The organism is Pseudomonas sp. HS-18 (genome assembly GCF_020401845.1).
GTDB lineage: Bacteria > Pseudomonadota > Gammaproteobacteria > Pseudomonadales > Pseudomonadaceae > Pseudomonas > Pseudomonas nitroreducens.
In genome coordinates this window covers 2,141,635-2,160,118 of the sequence record NZ_CP084413.1, presented here as the reverse complement: position 1 = coordinate 2,160,118, position 18,484 = coordinate 2,141,635, and the positions used below count along the sequence as shown (strand labels likewise).

The 18,484-nt window shown below is 65.4% G+C and carries 18 protein-coding genes; 10 read left to right on the top strand and 8 right to left on the bottom strand.

What is annotated here, in order from left to right; all coding sequences use genetic code 11:
• Positions 1-27 precede the first annotated feature (27 nt).
• Together LDJ84_RS10070 and LDJ84_RS10065 are read right to left on the bottom strand one after the other, a co-directional pair.
• Positions 28-1,125, bottom strand: a complete 1,098-nt coding sequence (locus LDJ84_RS10070) for a P1 family peptidase (RefSeq protein WP_226046288.1) — start codon at positions 1,123-1,125, stop codon at positions 28-30.
• A gap of 28 nt (positions 1,126-1,153) precedes the next feature.
• Entirely contained in the window at positions 1,154-2,518 is a 1,365-nt protein-coding gene (locus tag LDJ84_RS10065; protein WP_038803426.1) for an APC family permease, read from the bottom strand.
• A 209-nt stretch (positions 2,519-2,727) separates the two neighbouring features.
• Here LDJ84_RS10065 and LDJ84_RS10060 point away from each other — a divergent pair, with 209 nt between their 5' ends.
• The 3 genes from LDJ84_RS10060 (at position 2,728) to LDJ84_RS10050 (ending at position 5,814) form a co-directional block, all read left to right on the top strand.
• The gene (locus LDJ84_RS10060) at positions 2,728-3,531 is read left to right on the top strand and encodes a helix-turn-helix transcriptional regulator (protein ID WP_084358935.1); all 804 of its coding nucleotides are present in this window, start codon (positions 2,728-2,730) and stop codon (positions 3,529-3,531) included.
• Positions 3,532-3,698: 167 nt separating this feature from the next.
• Positions 3,699-4,283, top strand: a complete 585-nt coding sequence (locus LDJ84_RS10055; RefSeq protein WP_054910872.1) for an HD domain-containing protein — start codon at positions 3,699-3,701, stop codon at positions 4,281-4,283.
• A 139-nt stretch (positions 4,284-4,422) separates the two neighbouring features.
• Positions 4,423-5,814: an adenylate/guanylate cyclase domain-containing protein gene (locus tag LDJ84_RS10050; RefSeq protein WP_054910873.1), complete on the top strand. Its 1,392-nt coding sequence runs from the start codon at positions 4,423-4,425 to the stop codon at positions 5,812-5,814.
• A gap of 367 nt (positions 5,815-6,181) precedes the next feature.
• Here LDJ84_RS10050 and LDJ84_RS10045 read toward each other — a convergent pair whose 3' ends face one another.
• Entirely contained in the window at positions 6,182-7,483 is a 1,302-nt protein-coding gene (locus LDJ84_RS10045) for a dicarboxylate/amino acid:cation symporter (RefSeq protein WP_024763138.1), read from the bottom strand.
• Positions 7,484-7,846: 363 nt separating this feature from the next.
• On the opposite strand from LDJ84_RS10045, the gene LDJ84_RS10040 reads away from it, so the two are divergent.
• Positions 7,847-8,848, top strand: a complete 1,002-nt coding sequence (locus LDJ84_RS10040) for an AraC family transcriptional regulator (RefSeq protein WP_024763137.1) — start codon at positions 7,847-7,849, stop codon at positions 8,846-8,848.
• Between the two features lie 61 nt (positions 8,849-8,909).
• On the opposite strand, the gene LDJ84_RS30685 is transcribed toward LDJ84_RS10040, so the two are convergent.
• The 3 genes from LDJ84_RS30685 to LDJ84_RS10020 are packed head-to-tail and all read right to left on the bottom strand — an operon-like array spanning position 8,910 to position 11,595.
• Positions 8,910-10,253, bottom strand: coding sequence for an ATP-binding protein (locus tag LDJ84_RS30685; protein WP_024763136.1), 1,344 nt, complete (start codon positions 10,251-10,253; stop codon positions 8,910-8,912).
• Entirely contained in the window at positions 10,250-10,927 is a 678-nt protein-coding gene (locus LDJ84_RS10025; RefSeq protein ID WP_037009287.1) for a response regulator, read from the bottom strand. The genes LDJ84_RS30685 and LDJ84_RS10025 overlap by 4 nt, the downstream gene beginning before the upstream one ends.
• Positions 10,928-10,983: 56 nt before the next feature.
• Positions 10,984-11,595 (bottom strand): hypothetical protein, encoded by a 612-nt coding sequence (locus LDJ84_RS10020; RefSeq protein WP_226046287.1) that lies wholly within the window; start codon positions 11,593-11,595, stop codon positions 10,984-10,986.
• Positions 11,596-11,793: 198 nt separating this feature from the next.
• On the opposite strand from LDJ84_RS10020, the gene napE reads away from it, so the two are divergent.
• Genes napE through LDJ84_RS09990 form a run of 6 tightly spaced genes read left to right on the top strand, consistent with a single transcriptional unit; the run spans position 11,794 to position 16,409 of the window.
• On the top strand, positions 11,794-11,961 hold the full coding sequence (napE, locus tag LDJ84_RS10015; RefSeq protein ID WP_054910878.1) for a periplasmic nitrate reductase, NapE protein: 168 nt from the start codon (positions 11,794-11,796) through the stop codon (positions 11,959-11,961).
• 10 nt (positions 11,962-11,971) lie between these two features.
• The gene (gene napF, locus LDJ84_RS10010; protein ID WP_226046286.1) at positions 11,972-12,460 is read left to right on the top strand and encodes a ferredoxin-type protein NapF; all 489 of its coding nucleotides are present in this window, start codon (positions 11,972-11,974) and stop codon (positions 12,458-12,460) included.
• 7 nt (positions 12,461-12,467) lie between these two features.
• Positions 12,468-12,770 (top strand): chaperone NapD, encoded by a 303-nt coding sequence (locus tag LDJ84_RS10005; protein ID WP_054910886.1) that lies wholly within the window; start codon positions 12,468-12,470, stop codon positions 12,768-12,770.
• Entirely contained in the window at positions 12,767-15,271 is a 2,505-nt protein-coding gene (gene napA / locus LDJ84_RS10000; protein WP_226046284.1) for a nitrate reductase catalytic subunit NapA, read from the top strand. The genes LDJ84_RS10005 and napA overlap by 4 nt, the downstream gene beginning before the upstream one ends.
• A 10-nt stretch (positions 15,272-15,281) precedes the next feature.
• Positions 15,282-15,800, top strand: coding sequence for a nitrate reductase cytochrome c-type subunit (locus tag LDJ84_RS09995; protein ID WP_084358931.1), 519 nt, complete (start codon positions 15,282-15,284; stop codon positions 15,798-15,800).
• A gap of 9 nt (positions 15,801-15,809) precedes the next feature.
• Positions 15,810-16,409, top strand: coding sequence for a cytochrome c3 family protein (locus tag LDJ84_RS09990; RefSeq protein ID WP_226046283.1), 600 nt, complete (start codon positions 15,810-15,812; stop codon positions 16,407-16,409).
• A gap of 152 nt (positions 16,410-16,561) precedes the next feature.
• Here the strand turns inward: LDJ84_RS09990 and LDJ84_RS09985 are convergent, their stop codons facing one another.
• Complete coding sequence (locus LDJ84_RS09985) at positions 16,562-17,770, bottom strand: lytic murein transglycosylase (RefSeq protein WP_226046282.1); 1,209 nt, start codon at positions 17,768-17,770, stop codon at positions 16,562-16,564.
• Positions 17,767-18,438 (bottom strand): polysaccharide lyase family 7 protein, encoded by a 672-nt coding sequence (locus LDJ84_RS09980; RefSeq protein WP_084358930.1) that lies wholly within the window; start codon positions 18,436-18,438, stop codon positions 17,767-17,769. The genes LDJ84_RS09985 and LDJ84_RS09980 overlap by 4 nt, the downstream gene beginning before the upstream one ends.
• Positions 18,439-18,484 lie beyond the last annotated feature (46 nt).

Genomic DNA, 18,484 nt, shown 5'->3' with positions numbered 1-18,484 from the left:
CATGCAACAGTGTGCCGGATGCCCCGGTTATCCCTTCCAGCCGGTCTCACGCAATGCCGCCAGCAAGCGCTCCCCGCTCAGCGCCGGCACCAGCACGCCGTCGTCGGTGCGCATGTCCTTGCCGGCCAGCAGCACGTTGACGATGGCCTCCTCCACCGCTTCCGCCGCGGCGGCGAACAGTGGCGAGATGTGGTCGTTGTTGACCATCTCCAGCGCCGTGGCGAACGGCAGGTTCTTGCGCCCGTAGTCCGCCGGCGGCAGGTCGCGGTTGCCGGTGGCGAAGGCAAGGAAGATGTCGCCGCTGGAATCGTCGGTCCCGCCACCAGTCCGGGCGATCCCCAGCGAGGCGCGTTGCGCCAGGCGCTGGCACTGGTGCGGCAGCAACGGCGCATCGGTGGCCAGGATCACCACGATGGAGCCCATGCCCGGCGTGCCCTGTTCGGCGAAAGGCGACGGCAGGTCGCCCAGCTGGCGGCCGACCGGGTAGCCGTCCACCCGCAGCTCACGGCGCTGGCCATGGTTGGCCTGCACCAGTGCGCCCACGGTCCAGCCGCCCTGCTCCGCCGGCAGCTTGCGCGAGGCCGTGCCGATACCGCCCTTGAACTCGTGGCAGATCATCCCCGTGCCGCCACCCACCGGGCCTTCCCGCACCGGGCCGGACTCGGCCGCGGCCAACGCCTCGCGCACCTGCTCGGCGCCCACATGCTGGCCCCAGATGTCGTTGAGCAGCCCATCGTAGGTTTCCATCACCACCGGCATGCACCAGTAGATGGACGGGTCGGCCAACTCGGCATGCTCGGCGGCGATCAGCGCATCGCGCACCACGCCCACACTGTGGGTATTGGTGATGGCGATGGGCGTGGTCAGCAGGCCCGCCTCGCGAATCCACTCCAGCCCCGTGGCGTCGCCATTGCCGTTGAGCACATGGCAGCCGGCAAAACAGGGTTGCTGGCGTGCCGCCCCCTCGCGCGGCTGGACCACCGTGACCCCGGTGCGTACGGCGCGCCCCTCGCGCTCGCCGATCAGGGTGCTGTGGCCAACGCGGATGCCGGGAACGTCGGTGATGGCGTTGAACTCGCCGGGCGTGCCCAGGCCGAGGGTGATGCCGAGTTGACGAGCGCGCATGCTGTCTCCTTGGTTGTCGAGCAGGGTTTCAGAGCTTCTGGAAGGCCGGGCTGAGCTTGCCGTAGGTGCTGTAGAGAATCACCGACACGGCCAGTATCCCGACAATGATCATGATGTCCCGCGAGGAAGCGTCCATCAGCAGGTTGAGCAACAGGTAGCCGGCGCCGACCACGGCCAGCATCGCCGGCAACGGCCACAGCGGCATGCGGTACGGGTGCTCGCGATCGCGGCGCAGCACGCGGCTGAACAGCGCGCAGAGCGCCACCACCAGGTAGACCATCACCAGCAGCAGCACGGTGAAGGAGGTCAGCTCCTCCAGGTTCGAGCTGAAGCTCAGCGCCGCCGAGGGCACCCCGAGGAACAGCGTGGCGATCCACGGCGACTCCCAGCGCGGATGGATGCGGGTGAAGGCGCGGTTCATCAGCGGCGTCCACAGCTCGTCGCGGCCGCTGCTGAAGATCACCCGGCCGACCTGGATGACGATGGCGACTATGGCGTTGAACACCGAGAGGAAGATGCCGGCGCTGACCAGCCGCGACAGCGTTTCGTTGCCGTGGGCGGTGAGCAGGTAGCCGACCGGGTCGGGGCTGGCGATCATATCTTTCAGCGAAGGCGCGCCCAGCAGCAGCGCGGTCAGCGGGACGATCTCGATCGCCACCACCAGCACCAGCGACCAGATCACCGCACGGTGTACGTTGCGGCCGCCGCACTTCATGTCCTCGGCCAGCAGCACTGCGCCGCCGAAGCCGTTGTAGGAGAACAGCGCGGTACCCACGGCGCCGACCACCAGCGCCCAGGGCGCGGCGGCCAGTATCCCGCCGTCGATGTGCTGCGGCTGCACCAGCACGCTCACCGGCTGGCTGACATGGCCGAAGCCGAGCACCACGATCACCAGCAGCGCCGCCACTTCGCAGAGCAGGAACACGCCAGTGATCCAGGCGTTCACGCGGATATTCAGGATGCCCAGCACGTAGCTGGCGGCGACTATCACCAGGGCCACGGTCTGGGTGTCGAAGTTCGTCCCCAGGGCGTTGTTGAGATAGGTCGCCGCCCCCGTCGCCAGTACCGGCGGGATGAACAGCAGCGAGACCAGTACGGTAAGGAAGGTGGCGTAGCCGGCGAGCCCGCCGAACACGCGCTTGGCGTAGACATACTCGCCGCCGGCGGAGCTGTGGGCCCGGCCCAGCTCGGCATAACACCAGGCGAACATCAGGGCCAGGAACCCGGCGAAGACGAACGCCAGGAAGGCCCCGCTGCCGGCCTGCTGGATGGCAAAGGGAGCGATGACGAAAACGGAGCTGGCGGGGGTGACCGCCGAGACGGTGATGGCGACTACGTCGAGCACGCCCAGGCTGGGCTTGAGCGCGCTCGCTGGCGCAGGGGAAGCGCTCATATCGTTGTTTCCTCGTGTTGTTATTGGTGGCTGAGGCAGGAACGAAGACCTTGATGCGCCCTCTGAGCGGGGCGCTGCGTGGGGTGCAGTCTGGGCATGGCGAGGGGGGCGGCCAATCACCATTTGGGGTTACGCCCCCTTGACGGCGACGGGTTAAAAGGAGGAAACCGTGGGCCGACTCCTCCGCCCCTCTCAGAGAATCCCCTCGGATGCACAACCTGTTCCGCGAAGTCGGCATGCACGCCAACCTTGGTCGCGCCATCGAGCAGATCGGCCAGCCGCGCTTCTGGAAGCAACTGGTCCTGCTGCTGCACCAGTGGTTGCCGTTCGATAACGCCCTGGCGATGTTCTACCCGGCCAGCGGCACTCCGGTGGCGCTGGAGGAATACGATGCCGAGCCCACCGCCGGCCCAGCCGCCATGGCCATCTACCTGGACGGCCTCTACCAGCTCGACCCGTTCTACCAGGCCTGCCGCGAGGGCGTGCCCAGCGGGTTGTACCGGCTGGAGGAAATCTCCCCGGACCAGTTCCGCCAGAGCGAGTACTTCCTCAGCTACTTCCACGACAACGTGCTGGAGGACGAGGTGCAGTTCATCCTGCAGCTGCCCGGCCAGGGCGCGCTGTCGCTGTCACTGGGCATGCGCCGGCTGTTCGATGGCGAGCAGACCGGCCTGCTGGCGATGCTCTGTCCCTGGGTGCTGGCCTTGATGCAGCAGCACTGGCAGCAACGCAGCCAGCGCCTGCTGCCGGGCGCGGGTGACGGCGTGGCGGTGCAGGTACGTGACGCCCTGAGCCACTTCGGCGCCGGCGTGCTGTCCGAGCGCGAGCTGGAGATCGCGCGGCTGATCCTCAGGGGTTACTCCTCCAAGGCCATGGCCGAGCGCCTGGCGATCTCCCCGGAGACCATCAAGGTCCATCGCCGCCACCTCTACAACAAGCTCGACATTTCCTCGCAGCCGGAGCTGTTCTCACTGTTCCTGCAGTCGCTGGGGCACGACCCGCAGAACCCCTGAGCGAACCTTGAACACCAGCCGCCATCCGCGCGGCTGATGCCACACCATTCGCGCGCGCCGGGACACCCCGCTGGCGCTGCACGGACACTACCGCGTGCCCGTCAGGCTTCTAGACTGGATCGGTGCCATCCAGACACGCCACGACAATCACAAGAGAGCACAGCCTGATGAACGCACGCGCCAACTTCACCCACATGGAAGACGGCACCGCCGAGGACTGGGCGATCATCGCCAAGGACTTCGGCCAGTACGCCGCGCTTCTGCCCGACCGGATCATGACCCACCTGCGCCTGCTCGACGGCGACTTCGGCGGCTTCCCGGTAGACCGCCTGACCCACTCGCTGCAGACCGCCACCCTGGCCCACCGCGACGGTCGCGACGAGGAATACGTGGTCTGCGCCCTGCTCCACGACATCGGCGACACCCTCGGCTCGTTCAACCACGCCGACATCGCCGCGGCCATCCTCAAGCCCTTCGTCAGCGAAGAGAACCTGTGGATGATCGAGAAGCACGCGATCTTCCAGGGCTATTACTTCTTCCATCACCTGGGCCTGGACCGGCACCTGCGCGAGCAGTTCAAGGACCACCCGCAGTTCGAGCGGACCATCGAATTCTGCGCGCGCTACGACGCCGCCGCCTTCGATCCGGACGCTGAGGTACTGCCCCTGGAGTACTTCGAACCCATGCTGCGCCGGGTCTTCGCCCAGCCGCGCCGCTCGATCTACCAGAAGCCCGACGGCAGCATGGCCTGAGGGTCCCGAAGCGACCGGCGGTCCGCGACGAGCAGTCGCTAGCCGCCGCTGGCTCCGGGGTAGCGCATGGAATAAGATTCCCAAAATTCAGACGCGTAATTGGCCACAAGCCCACACGCATTAGGGAAGTTTCCTGCGCATGAAGCCTAACGTTCTCGAGCGATCCAGTAGTCCGCTCCCCCCCACCCCTCTGCGCGAATACCATTCCCGCGTGCTGGCCTATATCGCCATCGCCGCGACCATCACCGCCGGCACCTTCGCCAAGTACTTCGGCTACGAGATCCTCTGGATGATCCCGTATGCCCTGCTCTACCCGCACCTGGCCCAGCAGGTGAGCCGCCGCTTCAAGCGCGACAACCCGCAGCGTACCCGCCTGGTGCTGCTGTTCATCGACGCCCTGCACGCCGGTATCGCCACCACGCTGCTGGGGTTCTCCGAGGTACCCAGCCTGATGCTGGTGCTGATCCTTTCCTTCTCGGCACTGATCATCGGCGGCCTGCGCTCGCTGGGGCTGGCGCTGCTGGTGGGGCTGAGTGCCTCGGTGCTGTCTGCCGCGCTGATCACTCCGGGCTACAAGGGCGCGACCCCCGCCATCGTTTCGCTGGTCAGCGTGCTGTTCTCGACCCTGTACATCTGCATCACCGCCTTCTTCGTGCACCAGCAGGGCCTGCGCCTGGCCCAGGCCCGCTCGGACATCACCCTGGAGCAGGAAAAGGCCGCGCGCCTGGCCAGCAACCTGGCCAAGTACCTGTCGCCGCAGGTGTGGGAATCGATCTTCAGCGGCAAGCGCACGGTGCGCCTGGAAACCCAGCGCAAGAAGCTCACGGTGTTCTTCTCCGACATCAAGGGCTTCACCGAGCTGTCCGAGGAGCTCGAAGCCGAAGCCCTCACCGACATGCTCAACAACTACCTCAACGAGATGTCGAAGATCGCCCTGAAGTACGGCGGCACCATCGACAAGTTCGTCGGCGACTGCGTGATGGTGTTCTTCGGCGACCCGGCCACCCAGGGCGCGAAGAAGGACGCCGTGGCCGCCGTGTCCATGGCGGTGGCCATGCGCAAGCACATGAAGGTCATGCGCCAGCAGTGGCGCGCCCAGGGCATCACCAAGCCGCTGGAAGTACGCATGGGCCTGAACACCGGCTACTGCACCGTGGGAAACTTCGGCGCCGACACGCGCATGGACTACACCATCATCGGCCGCGAAGTGAACCTCGCCAGCCGCCTGGAAAGCGCCGCCGAAGCCGGCGAGATCCTCATCAGCCACGAGACCTACTCGCTGGTCAAAGACGTGCTGATGTGCCGCGACAAGGGGCAGATCGCCGTGAAGGGCTTCAGCAAGCCGGTACAGATCTACCAGGTGGTCGACTTCCGCCGCGACCTGGGCTCCAACCCCAGCTTCGTCGAGCACGAGGTGCCGGGCTTCTCCATGTACCTGGACACCAACAACGTGCAGAACTACGACAAGGAACGGGTCATCCAGGCGCTGCAGCAGGCGGCGGAGAAGCTCAAGGACAAGATCATTCTCTGATTCCTTTCCGCTTCTTCAGCGCATGCTTCTGCGTGCGCCTTTCTCGTTGATGCGCACCCTCCCCGCTGGCGGCCGGCCAATCGCGAGCGGAGTCCGTTCCCATGCGCGCCGGGCGCTCCCTGGAATGTTGCAAGGCTGACGACGCCCAGTCCTGGCTGCACACGCCCGCAGCCACTGTAGGAGCGAGCTTGCTCGCGAACCCGCCCACCTCCAAAGCTGCCAGGAAACCGTTCGCGAGCAAGCTCGCTCCTACAAAACGCGCGCCGCCACCAACCACTCGCCCATAAAAAAGCCCGCTCAATCGAGCGGGCTGGAAAGGCTCCGGTGCTTCACGTTCACCGGGCCGAATTGCTCTTTGAAAAGCGCGTCAGGACGGCTGCAGCTCCGCGGAGTTGCCCGGGCCAGCAGCCAGTTCTGCGGACAGGGTCTTCTCGTCCAGCTGCTTGCACCACTTGGCGACCACGATGGTGGCCACGCCATTGCCGACCAGGTTGGTCAGCGCGCGGGCTTCGGACATGAAGCGGTCGATGCCCAGGATCAGCGCCAGGCCCGCAACCGGCAGGTGGCCAACGGCGGACAGGGTGGCAGCCAGCACGATGAAGCCCGAACCGGTGACCCCGGCGGCGCCCTTGGAGGCGATCAGCAGCACAACCAGCAGGGTCAACTGGTGGGTGATGTCCATCGGGGTGTCGGTGGCCTGGGCGATGAACACGGCGGCCATGGTCAGGTAGATCGAGGTGCCGTCCAGGTTGAACGAGTAGCCGGTCGGGATCACCAGGCCGACGACGCTCTTGTCGGCGCCCAGTTTCTCCATCTTGGCGATCATGCGCGGCAGGGCCGATTCGGAGGACGAGGTGCCCAGCACGATCAGCAGTTCTTCGCGGATGTAGGAGATGAAGCGCAGGATGCTGAAACCGTGGGCGCGGGCAATGCCGCCCAGCACGATCAGCACGAACAGCAGGCAGGTGACGTAGAAGCACAGCATCAGCTGGCCCAGCTGCACCAGCGAGCCGAGGCCGTAGGCACCGATGGTGAAGGCCATGGCACCGAAGGCACCGATGGGCGCGACCTTCATGATCACGTTGATGATGTTGAACATCACGTGGGTGATGCGATCGATGAACTCGAACACCGGCTTGCCGTAGTCACCCAGGCGGTGCAGCGCGTAGCCGAACAGCACGGAGAAGAACAGCACCTGGAGGATGTCACCGTTGGCGAAGGCGCCGACCACGGTGCTCGGGATGACGTTCATGAAGAAGTCGATGGTGCTCTGCTTCTCGCCCGAAGCGATGAAGCCGGTTAGCGCCGCGTTCTTGTTCATTTCGGCGGTCAGCGTGGCGACGTCGGCGTGCATGCCGGCGCCCGGCTGGACGACGTTGACCACGACCAGGCCAATGATCAGGGCGATGGTCGAAACGATTTCGAAGTACAGCAGCGCCATGCCACCCGTCTTCCCCACGGCCTTCATGCTCTGCATGCCGGCGATACCGGTAACCACGGTGCAGAAGATGATCGGCGCGATGGCCATCTTGATCAGTTTGACGAAGCCATCGCCCAGCGGCTTCATCAGTTTGGCGGTGTCGGGGTAGAAGTGGCCGAGTGCGATACCGATGGCGATGGCGATCAGTACCTGCACATACAGGCTTTTGTAGAAGGGTTGCTTGGTCATGGCAGCTCTGTCCTCTGGGCCTGCGCTCCGGGGGAGGCGCAAGACCGAACGCGTTATCTCCCTGCAATGGGAGAATTTGTTTTCAGGGCATGCCATACGGCAGGCCTTGCTCGCCTATCGCAAGTGCTGTGCCAGACCTTTAGAAAATATGTAACCCCTTTAAATTCAACGACTTCCGTAAAAAGTCAGGGCACGGAAGGCGCCGAATCTGGCGGAAACCCGCCTCCTCGCTGGCGGGTTTCCCGCCCTCTGGCGGGTATCCGCCACGGCCTTCGTACCGTAGATTGTAGAACTCCGATCAGGTTCGATCGGGTTTGCCGCACTGTTCTTTCGGACATGCGGACAGAACAACAAGGACCGCTCATGCGTGAACGCACCATTGCCAGCCATTTCGTCCGCGCCGCCGTCCATGGCGCCCAGCGCAAGGGCCTCGACGTCCAGGCGCTGCTGCGCGACGCCGGCATCGTCCCGGCCATCCTCGACGAACCTCGCGCACGGATCGATCCCGAGCAGTTCAGCCGGCTGATGCAGACACTCTGGGAAGCGCTGGACGACGAATACATGGGTTTCGGCAGCCTGCCGAGCAAGCGCGGCACCTTCGCCATGATGTGCAACGCGATCATCCACTGCCGCACGCTGGAGAAGGCGCTGGGCCGCGGTTCGCTGTTCTACGGGTTGTTTCCCGAGGCGCCGCGGATCGAGCTGGTGCGCGACGGTGACCGCGCCCGGCTGACCCTGGACGAGACCCACCTGCGCGACCCGGACCACTTCCTTGCCGAGAGCCTGCTGCTGATCTGGCATCGCCTGGCCAGTTGGCTGATCGGCCAGCGCATCCGCCTGGAGGAAGCCACCTTCAGCTACCCGCCGCCCGAGCACCAGGCCGAGTACGACCTGCTGTTCCCCTGCCCTCGCCGCTTTTCCGCCGGCAGCACCAGCCTGCTGTTGCAAGCGCGCTACCTGGACATGCCGCTGCTGCAGGACGAGCGCACGCTCAAGCACTTCCTCAAGGATTCGCCCGCCGACCTGCTCGCCCGCCCCGACGGCGGCGACAGCCTGACCAGCCAGATCCGCCGCCTGCTCGGCCGCGACTGCCGCCGCTGGCCGGACCTGGAGCAGGTCGCTGCGCAACTGCACATGAGCCCGCAGACCCTGCGCCGCCATCTGCGGGAAGAAGGGCCAAACTTCCAGGAGTTGAAGGACCAGCTGCGCCGCGACCTGGCGATCTACTACCTGGGCCGCGACGAGCACTCCATTCAGGATATCGCCGACCAGCTCGGTTTCTCCGAGCCATCGGCGTTCCACCGGGCGTTCAAGAAATGGACGGGACTGACGCCGGGGGCGTATCGGGCACAGCAGGGGGAATGAGACGAAGGCACGATCTCGTCTGGGGGAGCGCGGTGCGATGAGTGTTCGCGCCGACTCTCGATCAACCCGGCAGGCGAATGCGGAAGCAAGCGCCGCCCAGCGCGGAATCCTCCAGCGCCAGCTCGCCGTCGTAGCTGTCGATGATGTCCTTGACCACCGCCGTGCCGATGCCCTGGCCGGGATGCTGGGTATCCAGGCGCTCTCCGCGCTTGAGGATGCGCTCGCGCTGGCTGGCGGGAACACCGGGGCCGTCGTCCTCGATGATCAGTTCGAACATTCGACCCTCCTTGCGCGCGCTGACCTTCACCGTGGTCAGGCACAGACGATAGGCGTTCTCCAGCAGGTTGCCGAGCATCTCCAGCAGCGCGCCCTTTTCCAGCGGCAGGGCCAGGCCCGGCGGGATATCACGTTCGAGCTTCACGCGCTTGTCGTGGTAGACCTTGTCCAGCGCACCAGCGATGGTATCCAGCAGCGGATCGAGGGCCGCGCGGTGGCGAATCAGGCCACTCTTGCGCAGGGTCGCGCGCTGCAACTGGTAGCCGATCTGCTGGCTCATGCGCTCGATCTGGGTCTGCAGCACCTGCATCTGCTCGCGGTTCTGCGGCTGGTCGGCGAGGGTTTCGCTGACGCCCTGCAGCACCGCCAGCGGAGTCTTCAGGCTGTGAGCGAGGTCGCCCAGGGAATTGCGATAGCGCTCGCGCTGGGCGCGCTCGCTTTCCAGCAGGCGGTTGACCGAGTCGGTCAGACGCAGCATCTCGGCTGGATGGTCATCGCTCAGGCGTTCGCGATCACCGGCCTCGATCTGGTCCAGCTCCGAGCGCAGCCCACGCATGGAGCGAAAGCCCCAGCCCAGGCCGAGCCAGAGCAGGCCCAGCAGCAACAGAAGCGCGCCGCCGAGCCAAAGGTAGAGCTGATCGCGGAAGCCACTGACCAGTTCGCGGAATTCGCTCTCCGGCTGCATGGTGACGATGCTGTACGCAGCACGCTTGCCGCCGAGCAGGTCAATCTCCACGTCGTAGACGAAGAACTCCTGGCCAGAGGCATCGCGGATGCGGGTGAACTCGTCGATCATGCCATCGTACTTGGGTGAGTAGTCGACGCTCTCGTCCTGGGCCGAGGTGGAACGCCAGACCAGCTTGCCGGACTGGTCATAGATGAAGCCCAGCAACTTGGATTCGGGAAGGTTGAAGTCCTCCACCGGCAGATGGTCGGGCATGCTCAGGACTTCGCCTTCGATACGCGCAGAGGACACCAGGGTCGCCACGTCCGCCGCCAGGCGTTGCTGGATGGCATTCTCCAGGGCGATGCTGAATGCCCGCTGGAGCGCCGGCAGCAACGCGGCCATGAACAGCACGGCGAGAATCGCCGCACCGATCATCAGGCGCAGGCGCAGCGAGCGGATCATTTACACAGCTCGTTGAAGATGTAGCCCTGGCCGCGCACGGTATCGATCGGTTTGAAGCCCGCTGCGCTCTCCAGCTTGCGGCGCAGGCGCCCGACCAGTACCTCGATGACGTTCGGGTCGCGCTCGTCGTCGTCCGGGTAGAGCTGCTCGATCAGGCGCTCCTTGGCGACCACCTGCTGATGATGGCGCATGAGGTATTCGAGGATGCGGTACTCGAAGGCAGTCAACTGCAGCGACTCACCGTTGACCAGCGCCTGCTTGCGGTTGATGTCCAGCACCAGCGGGCCGGCCTCGATGCTCGACTGGGCGAAGCCGCTGGAGCGGCGCAGCAGCGCGTTCAGGCGGGCCTCGAGTTCTTCGAACTGGAAGGGCTTGACCACGTAGTCGTCGGCGCCGGCGGCCAGGCCTTCGACCTTGTCCTGCCAGTTGCCGCGAGCGGTGAGGATGAGGATGGGGAAGGTCTTGCCCTGGCTGCGGAATTCGCGGATCAGGTCCAGCCCGCTCATACCGGGCAGCCCAAGGTCGATCATCGCCAGGTCGTGATGGTATTCGGCGGCGCGGTACAGCGCCTCTTCGGCATTGGCGACCGCATCGACCACATGGCCTTGCTCGCCGAGCCGGGTGTACAGGTGATGGCGCAACAGCGCCTCGTCTTCCACCACCAGCAGTTTCATGCGCGTGCTCCCTGAGTCAGGCAACCGGGCCACGCGAGGCCCGGTTGCGGTACCGGTCAGAACTTGTAGTTGGCGCCCAGGTAGAACTGGGAGCTGCTGTGCAGGTCAAGGGATCCCACCTTGCTGCCACCGTGCGGGCTCATTTCGGTACTCGCGTTGGTACGCAGGTAACGGTAGCCGCCTTCCACGGATGCGTTCTTGCCGAGTTCCTGGAGGATACCGGCTTGGGCGCCGATGGCGTAACCCACGTCACTGTCGCGGCTGTAGCCCTTGGAGTCCTGCTCCAGCTTGACCAGGCCGGCGGTGCCGCCGCCGAACAGCTTGGTGCCCTGGTCGCCCAGCGGCAGGAAGGCGTCGTAGCTGCCGAGCAGGTTCTGCTGGCGCAGCTTCAGGCCGTTCTCGGTGTCGGAGACGTTTTCATAGGTGACGTAGTAGCGACCCTGCTCCATCTGCTGGCCGGCGCGCACGCCCCAGGTGCCACTGTTGTTGATCACGCTGTCGAACTTGGGATTGTTCAGGTTGCGATTCAGCGCATCGGATTTCTGAATGTTGTTGCTGGTTTCGCCCCAGGTCATGCCGACGAAGGTGTCGGCGGCGTTGGCGGCAGTAGCGGCGACACTGGCACCGAGGATGGCGCTGGCGAGGGCGATTTTCTTCAGAGTTTTCATGGGGATTCTCCCGTCAGAGGTCAGTAATGGGTTGACGGGGAGAAGGTTACGAGGAGGGCTCTGAACGAAACCTGTCAGGGCGCTGAACTATCGCTGAACGAAAGCGCTGTATGAAAAAATAATAACGCTAGTAGGATTTTGCCCACACACAGCGCAGGGACTAGGCTAATTCCCAGTCGTTGGCGGGAGGCTGACCAAATGACTGAAGAGACCGGACCCGGCACGGATAAAGGCAAGGAAACCCGGCTGTTCCTGTTCCTCGTGATCTGCCTGTTCCCTCTGCTCTCCATCGCCATCGTCGGTGGCTATGGCTTTATCGTGTGGATGTACCAACTAGTGGTGGGGCCCCCCGGCCCGCCGTCCTAGGGGCGCCATGATGCTCGCCCGACGCGCCTTGCTGCGGCGCCTGGGCGGTGCGCCAGAAGTACGTCGCCCGCCATGGACAGCCACAGCCACAGCCAGCGAATTTCTCGAAGGCTGCACACGCTGCAATGCCTGCATCGACGCTTGCCCCGAGCAAGTGTTGCGCATCGGCGACGGCGGCTATCCGCAGCTGGACTTCACCAACGCCGGCTGCAGCCTGTGCGGTGCCTGCGCGCGCGCCTGCGAAGCCGAGGTGTTCGACCTGAGCCGCGAGGCGTTTCCCTGGCGCGCGCAGATCGACGACCACTGCCTGGCCCGCGCCGGCATCCACTGCCGCAGCTGCGACGATGCCTGCGAACCACGCGCCATCCGCTTCCGCCCGCAACTCGGCGGCCCCTCCCTGCCCTCCCTCGACCCGACCCTGTGCACCGGCTGCGGCGCCTGCGTCTCGCCCTGCCCCGGCAACGCCATCCACCTGAACCGTGAGGCCCACCATGCCTGAGACCCAGATGCCCGAGAGCATCCAGATCGCCAGCCTGATCGTGCACACGCGCCCCGAGCTGCTCGAAGCGGTGAAGGCCAACCTGCTGCGCCTGCCGAACCTGGAAGTCCATCAGCAGAGCGCCCAGGGAAAGCTGGTCGTGCTGCTCGAAGCCGAGCATGAGGCAAGCATCCTCGACAACCTCAATGCCATCCAGAACCTGCCCGGCGTTCTCAACGCGGTGCTGATCTACCACGAGGTCGTCGAGTCGCCGGAAGCCCTGCAGAGAGAACCCCAACCCGAGCTGGCCCAGGCCGGAGGTGCACGATGAACCTGACCCGCCGCCAGTTCGCCAAGGCCAACGCCGCCGCCATTGCCGCGGCCGCCGCCGGCCTGCCGATCCTGAGCTCCGCCAGCAACCTGGTCACCGAGGCGGACATGACCCGCCTGGACTGGAACAAGGCGCCATGCCGCTTCTGCGGCACCGGCTGCAGCGTGATGGTCGCCACCCGCGACAACAAGGTGGTCGCCACCCACGGCGACATCAAGGCCGAGGTCAACCGCGGGATCAACTGCGTGAAGGGCTACTTCCTGTCCAAGATCATGTACGGCAGCGATCGCCTGACCCGGCCGCTGCTGCGCATGAAGGATGGCAAGTTCGACAAGCAGGGCGAGTTCCAGCCGATCAGCTGGGACGCCGCCTTCGACATCATGGCCGAGAAGTTCAAGGCCGCACTCAAGGCCAAGGGCCCCACCTCGGTGGGCATGTTCGGCTCCGGGCAATGGACGGTCTGGGAAGGCTACGCCGCCAACAAGCTGTTCAAGGCCGGCCTGCGCAGCAACAACATCGACCCCAACGCGCGGCACTGCATGGCCTCGGCGGTGATGGGCTTCATGCGCAGCTTCGGCATGGACGAGCCGATGGGCTGCTACGACGACATCGAGGCCACCGACACCTTCGTGCTCTGGGGCTCGAACATGGCCGAGATGCACCCGGTGCTCTGGTCGCGGGTCACCGACCGCCGCCTGAGCGCAGGGCAGGTCAAGGTGGCCGTGCTGTCGACCTTCGAGCATCGCAGCTTCGACCTGGCCGACATCCCCATGGTGTTCAAGCCGCAGACCGACCTGTACATCCTCAACTACATCGCCAACCACATCATCGAAAGCGGCGCGGTCAACCGCGATTTCGTCGACAAGCACACCCGCTTCGCCCACGGCGCCGAGGACATCGGCTACGGCCTGCGCCCGGATAACCCGCTGGAGAAGAAGGCGAAGAACGCGGACAAGGCCAACACCTGGACCGACATCGGCTTCGACGAATTCGCCGCCTTCGTCAAACCCTACACGCTGGAGCGCACCGCCAAGGAAACCGGCGTGCCGGCCGAGCGCCTGAAGGCCCTCGCCGAGCTGTATGCCGACCCGAAACGCAAGGTGGTGTCGTTCTGGACCATGGGCTTCAACCAGCACACCCGCGGGGTCTGGGCGAACAACCTGATCTACAACATCCACCTGCTCACCGGGAAGATCAGCGAGCCGGGCAACAGCCCCTTTTCGCTCACCGGCCAACCCTCGGCCTGCGGCACCGCGCGCGAGGTCGGCACCTTCGCCCACCGCCTGCCGGCGGACCTGGTGGTAACCAACCCGAAACACCGCGAAACCGCCGAGAAAATCTGGAAAGTGCCCGCCGGCACCATCCAGGAAAAGATCGGCTTCCACGCCGTACAGCAGAGCCGGATGCTCAAGGACGGCGTGCTCAACGTCTACTGGACCCAGGTCTGCAACAACATGCACGCCGGGCCGAACATCATGCAGGAGGTGCTACCGGGCTGGCGCAACCCGGAAAACTTCGTGATCGTCTCCGACGTCTACCCCACCGTTTCGGCACAGGCGGCGGACCTGATCCTGCCCAGCGCCATGTGGGTGGAGAAGGAAGGTGCTTACGGCAATGCCGAGCGCCGCACGCAGTTCTGGCACCAGTTGGTGAAGGCACCGGGCGAGGCGAAATCCGATCTCTGGCAGCTGGTGGAGTTCTCCAAGCGCTTCACCACTGACGAGGTCTGGCCCGCCGAGCTGCTGGCGAAGGCGCCGCAACTCAAGGGCAAGACGCTCTACGAGGTGCTGTACAAGAACGGCCAGGTGGACGCGTACGACAACGACGAGATCACCAAGGGCTTCGAGAACGACGAGGCCAAGGCCTTCGGCTTCTACATCCAGAAGGGGCTGTTCGAGGAGTACGCCAGCTTCGGCCGTGGCCACGGTCACGACCTCGCGCCCTTCGACGCCTATCACGAGGCGCGCGGCCTGCGCTGGCCGGTGGTCGACGGCAAGGAGACCCGCTGGCGCTACCGCGAGGGCTACGACCCCTACGTCACGGCCGGCAGCGGCGTACAGTTCTACGGCTACCCGGACAAGAAGGCGATCATCTTCGCCCTGCCCTACGAGCCGCCGGCCGAGGCCCCGGACAAGGAATATCCCTTCTGGCTCTCCACCGGCCGCGTGCTCGAACACTGGCACACCGGTTCGATGACCCAGCGCGTGCCGGAGCTCTACAAGGCCGTGCCCGACGCCGTGGTGTACATGCACCCCGACGATGCGCGCGACCTGAAGATGCGCCGGGGCAGCGAGGTGAAGGTGATCAGCCGGCGCGGCGAGATCCGCGCGCGCATCGAGACCCGCGGGCGCAACAAGCCGCCGCAGGGACTGGTGTTCGTGCCTTTCTTCGATGCCAACAAGCTGATCAACAAGGTCACGCTGGACGCCACCGACCCGATCTCCAAGCAGACCGACTACAAGAAATGCGCGGTGCGCATCGAACTGGTCAGCCTGGCCTGAGGAACGCGCGATGAAACCGATACTGCCCGTCCTGCTCCTGCTGCTCTTCGCCCTTCCGGCGCTGGCTGCCGACGTCAACTACCCGCTGGACGCCCCGGCCCCGGATGGCCGCCGCCCCGGCGGCACCATCGCCGAAGACCGCCCGGCGCCACCGCTCGCTGCCGACGAGAACAAGGACATCCGCCGCGAACGCGCCTATCCGGAACAGCCGCCGACCATCCCCCATACCATCGCCGGCTACCGCATCGACACCAACTCCAACAAGTGCCTGTCATGCCACAGCCGCGCCAACAGCGCGCGGGTGCAGGCACCGATGATCAGCATCACCCACTACATGGATCGCGACGGCCAGGCGCTGGCGGCCGTGGCACCCCGGAGATACTTCTGCGTGCAATGCCACGTGCCGCAGAAGGACGTGCAACCGCTGGTGGGCAACACCTTCGAGGATATCGACAAGATCCTCCAGCGCGACGCGGCCGCCGGGAAGTCCGCCAGCAACGACGATGGCACATCCACCGGCAACCCCTGAGGAGGCGTCATGAAAGCACTATTCGCCTGGCTCAAGGGTTACTGGGTCGTCCTGCGCCGGCCCAGCGTGCATTACAGCCTGGGCTTCCTGACACTGGCCGGGTTCGTCGCCGGGATCATCTTCTGGGGCGGCTTCAACACCGCGCTGGAGGCCACCAACTCCGAGCAGTTCTGCACCTCATGCCACGAGATGCGCGACAACGTCTTTGCCGAACTCAAGGACACCATCCACTACACCAACCGTTCCGGTGTGCGCGCCACCTGCCCGGACTGCCACGTGCCGCACAAGTGGACCGACAAGATCGCCCGCAAGATGCAGGCGTCCAAGGAGGTCTGGGGCAAGATCTTCGGCACCATCAACACGCGGGAGAAGTTCCTCGACCATCGCCGCGAACTGGCCGAACACGAATGGGCACGCCTGAAGGCCAATGACTCACTGGAATGCCGCAACTGCCACAACTTCCAGTTCATGGACTTCACCCGCCAGAGCCAGCGCGCCCGACAGATGCACTCCACCGCCCTGGCCTCGGGCGAGGCCACGTGCATCGATTGCCACAAGGGCATCGCCCACCACCTGCCGGACATGACGGGGGTGAAAGGCTGGGATTAAGCCCTGCCTGACGCCCGATCACGGACAACGTTCGCTCCTACCTGGGCCTGCTCTCCCGCGGGGAGCGGACTCCGGCGACACCGAGCCCATCTCCGCCACAAACGAAAAGCCCCGGCCAGTGCCGGGGCTTCACTTGAGTCAGAAGAGATCAATCAACCGCCCTTCAGCGCCTTCAGAATCTTTTGCCCTGCACGCCCATCTGCCGGCGTCAGGCCCAGCTTGTTCTGCTCCTGCTGGATCGCCTTGCGCGTCACGTCGCCGATCATTCCATCCGCCTGGCCGATGTCGTAACCCCGCTGGATCAACAACTCCTGCAACTCCTTGCGCTGTGCCCGGCTCAGCCCCGGATCGTCGGTCGGCCAGGCGGTGCGCAAACCGGGCTCGCCGCGCAGGCGATCCGACAGCAGGGCGATGGCCAGCGCGTAGCTTTCCGCCGCGTTGTAGGAATAGATCGCGTCGTAGTTGCGCAGGACCAGGAAGGCCGGCCCGTTGGCGCCGGCCGGCAGCAGGATAGCCGCCTTCGAGTCGATGCTCGGAATCGGCTGGCCGTCGATGCGCTTCACGCCACGGCTGGTCCAGTCGGACAGCGCCCGGCGCTTGGTGCGCCCGGCCAGCGAGGCATCGAAGCCCGCCGGCAGTTTCACCTCGTAGCCCCAGGGCTGTCCTTCGCGCCAGCCAGCCTTGCGCAGGTAATTGGCAGTGGACGCCAGGGCGTCGGCGGTGCTGCCCACCAGATCGCGGTGGCCGTCGCCGTCGAAGTCCTCGGCAATGCGCGCATAGGTCGACGGCATGAACTGCGTCTGGCCAAAGGCGCCAGCCCAGGAACCGGTGATCCCGCTGTCACGGATATCGCCCTGCAGCAGCAGCTTTAAAGTGGCAATGAACTCGCCCTGGAAGAACGACTGTCGCCGCCCGTAGCAGGACAGCGTGGACAACGACACCAGCAGCGGGCGCTTACCGGTGATGCGCCCGTAATCGCTTTCCACTCCCCACACCGCGACCACAGCCGCCGGGTCGACCTGATAGCGCGCGGCGACCTTGCGCAGCAGGTCGGCGTGCTCGGCCATGCGCGCCTTGCCGTCGGCGACGCGCTGGTCGTCCACCAGCCCGGCCAGGTAGTCCCAGATCGGCGTGGTGAACTCTGGTTGCGCATCGAGCAGTGGCAGCACGGTCATGTCCGGCTGCAAGCCCTGGGTGAACTGCGCAAAACTGGCAGCGCTGACGCCCTTGGCCTGGGCAGCGCCCTGCAGGCGGTTCAGGCAGGAACCGAAATCGTCGCCCGTCGCAGCCTGCGCCAGTGCCGCCGGCAGCAGCAGGGACAAGGCCAGGGAAGCGCGACGCGCGATGGAGGAAGTCTTCATTGGTGTCGAATGCTCAGATCGGTGAAGGTAGCGCGTCCGCCCTCGCTGGCGGGCCCGCGATTGTCCTGCAGGTAGAGGCCTGCCTTGAAGTACAGGCCCTGATAGGCCCATTTCGTATCCAGTTGCTGACTGACCTGGCCATCCTGGACCTGCACGCTCAGCACCCCGCTGCTGGACACGCCCAGCCGGTAGGTAAAGGTATCGCCCAGGGGAATGCCGTCATAGACGGTATAGGTGCGCGTGGTCATGTCGTCAGGCCGATCGCGAACCAGCGCCTGTACCCGCGCCTTGTCCAGGCGCTGCTGGTAGACCAGCTTGACCAGCGGCAGGGCCTCGGCGCTGCCGCTGCCATTGCTGTGGATCTGCCCGATCACCATGCGCCGGCTGGACGGCACGGCCTCCACGCGCAGGGTGGCGACCATCTGGTTCTCCGCCAACGGGTAGCGCCAGGTCACCAGGCGGCCATCCGGCCTGGTCTCGCGCAATTCGGTGCGGGGATATTCGCTGCCGCTGGTGTGGGCGCCGTTCACCGGCACCCAGAACTCCACGCCATCGGCGCTGCGGCGAAAATACGGGCTCTCGTAGTCACGGCCGAGTTTCGCCGTGGAAATGGTCGCGGCCGGGCCGCGTTGGGGAATGGTCAGATTCCAGGTGCTCAGGTCCAACATCGGCCTATCGCTTCGCGGGTCAGGACATGGGCGCAAGGGTAGACGA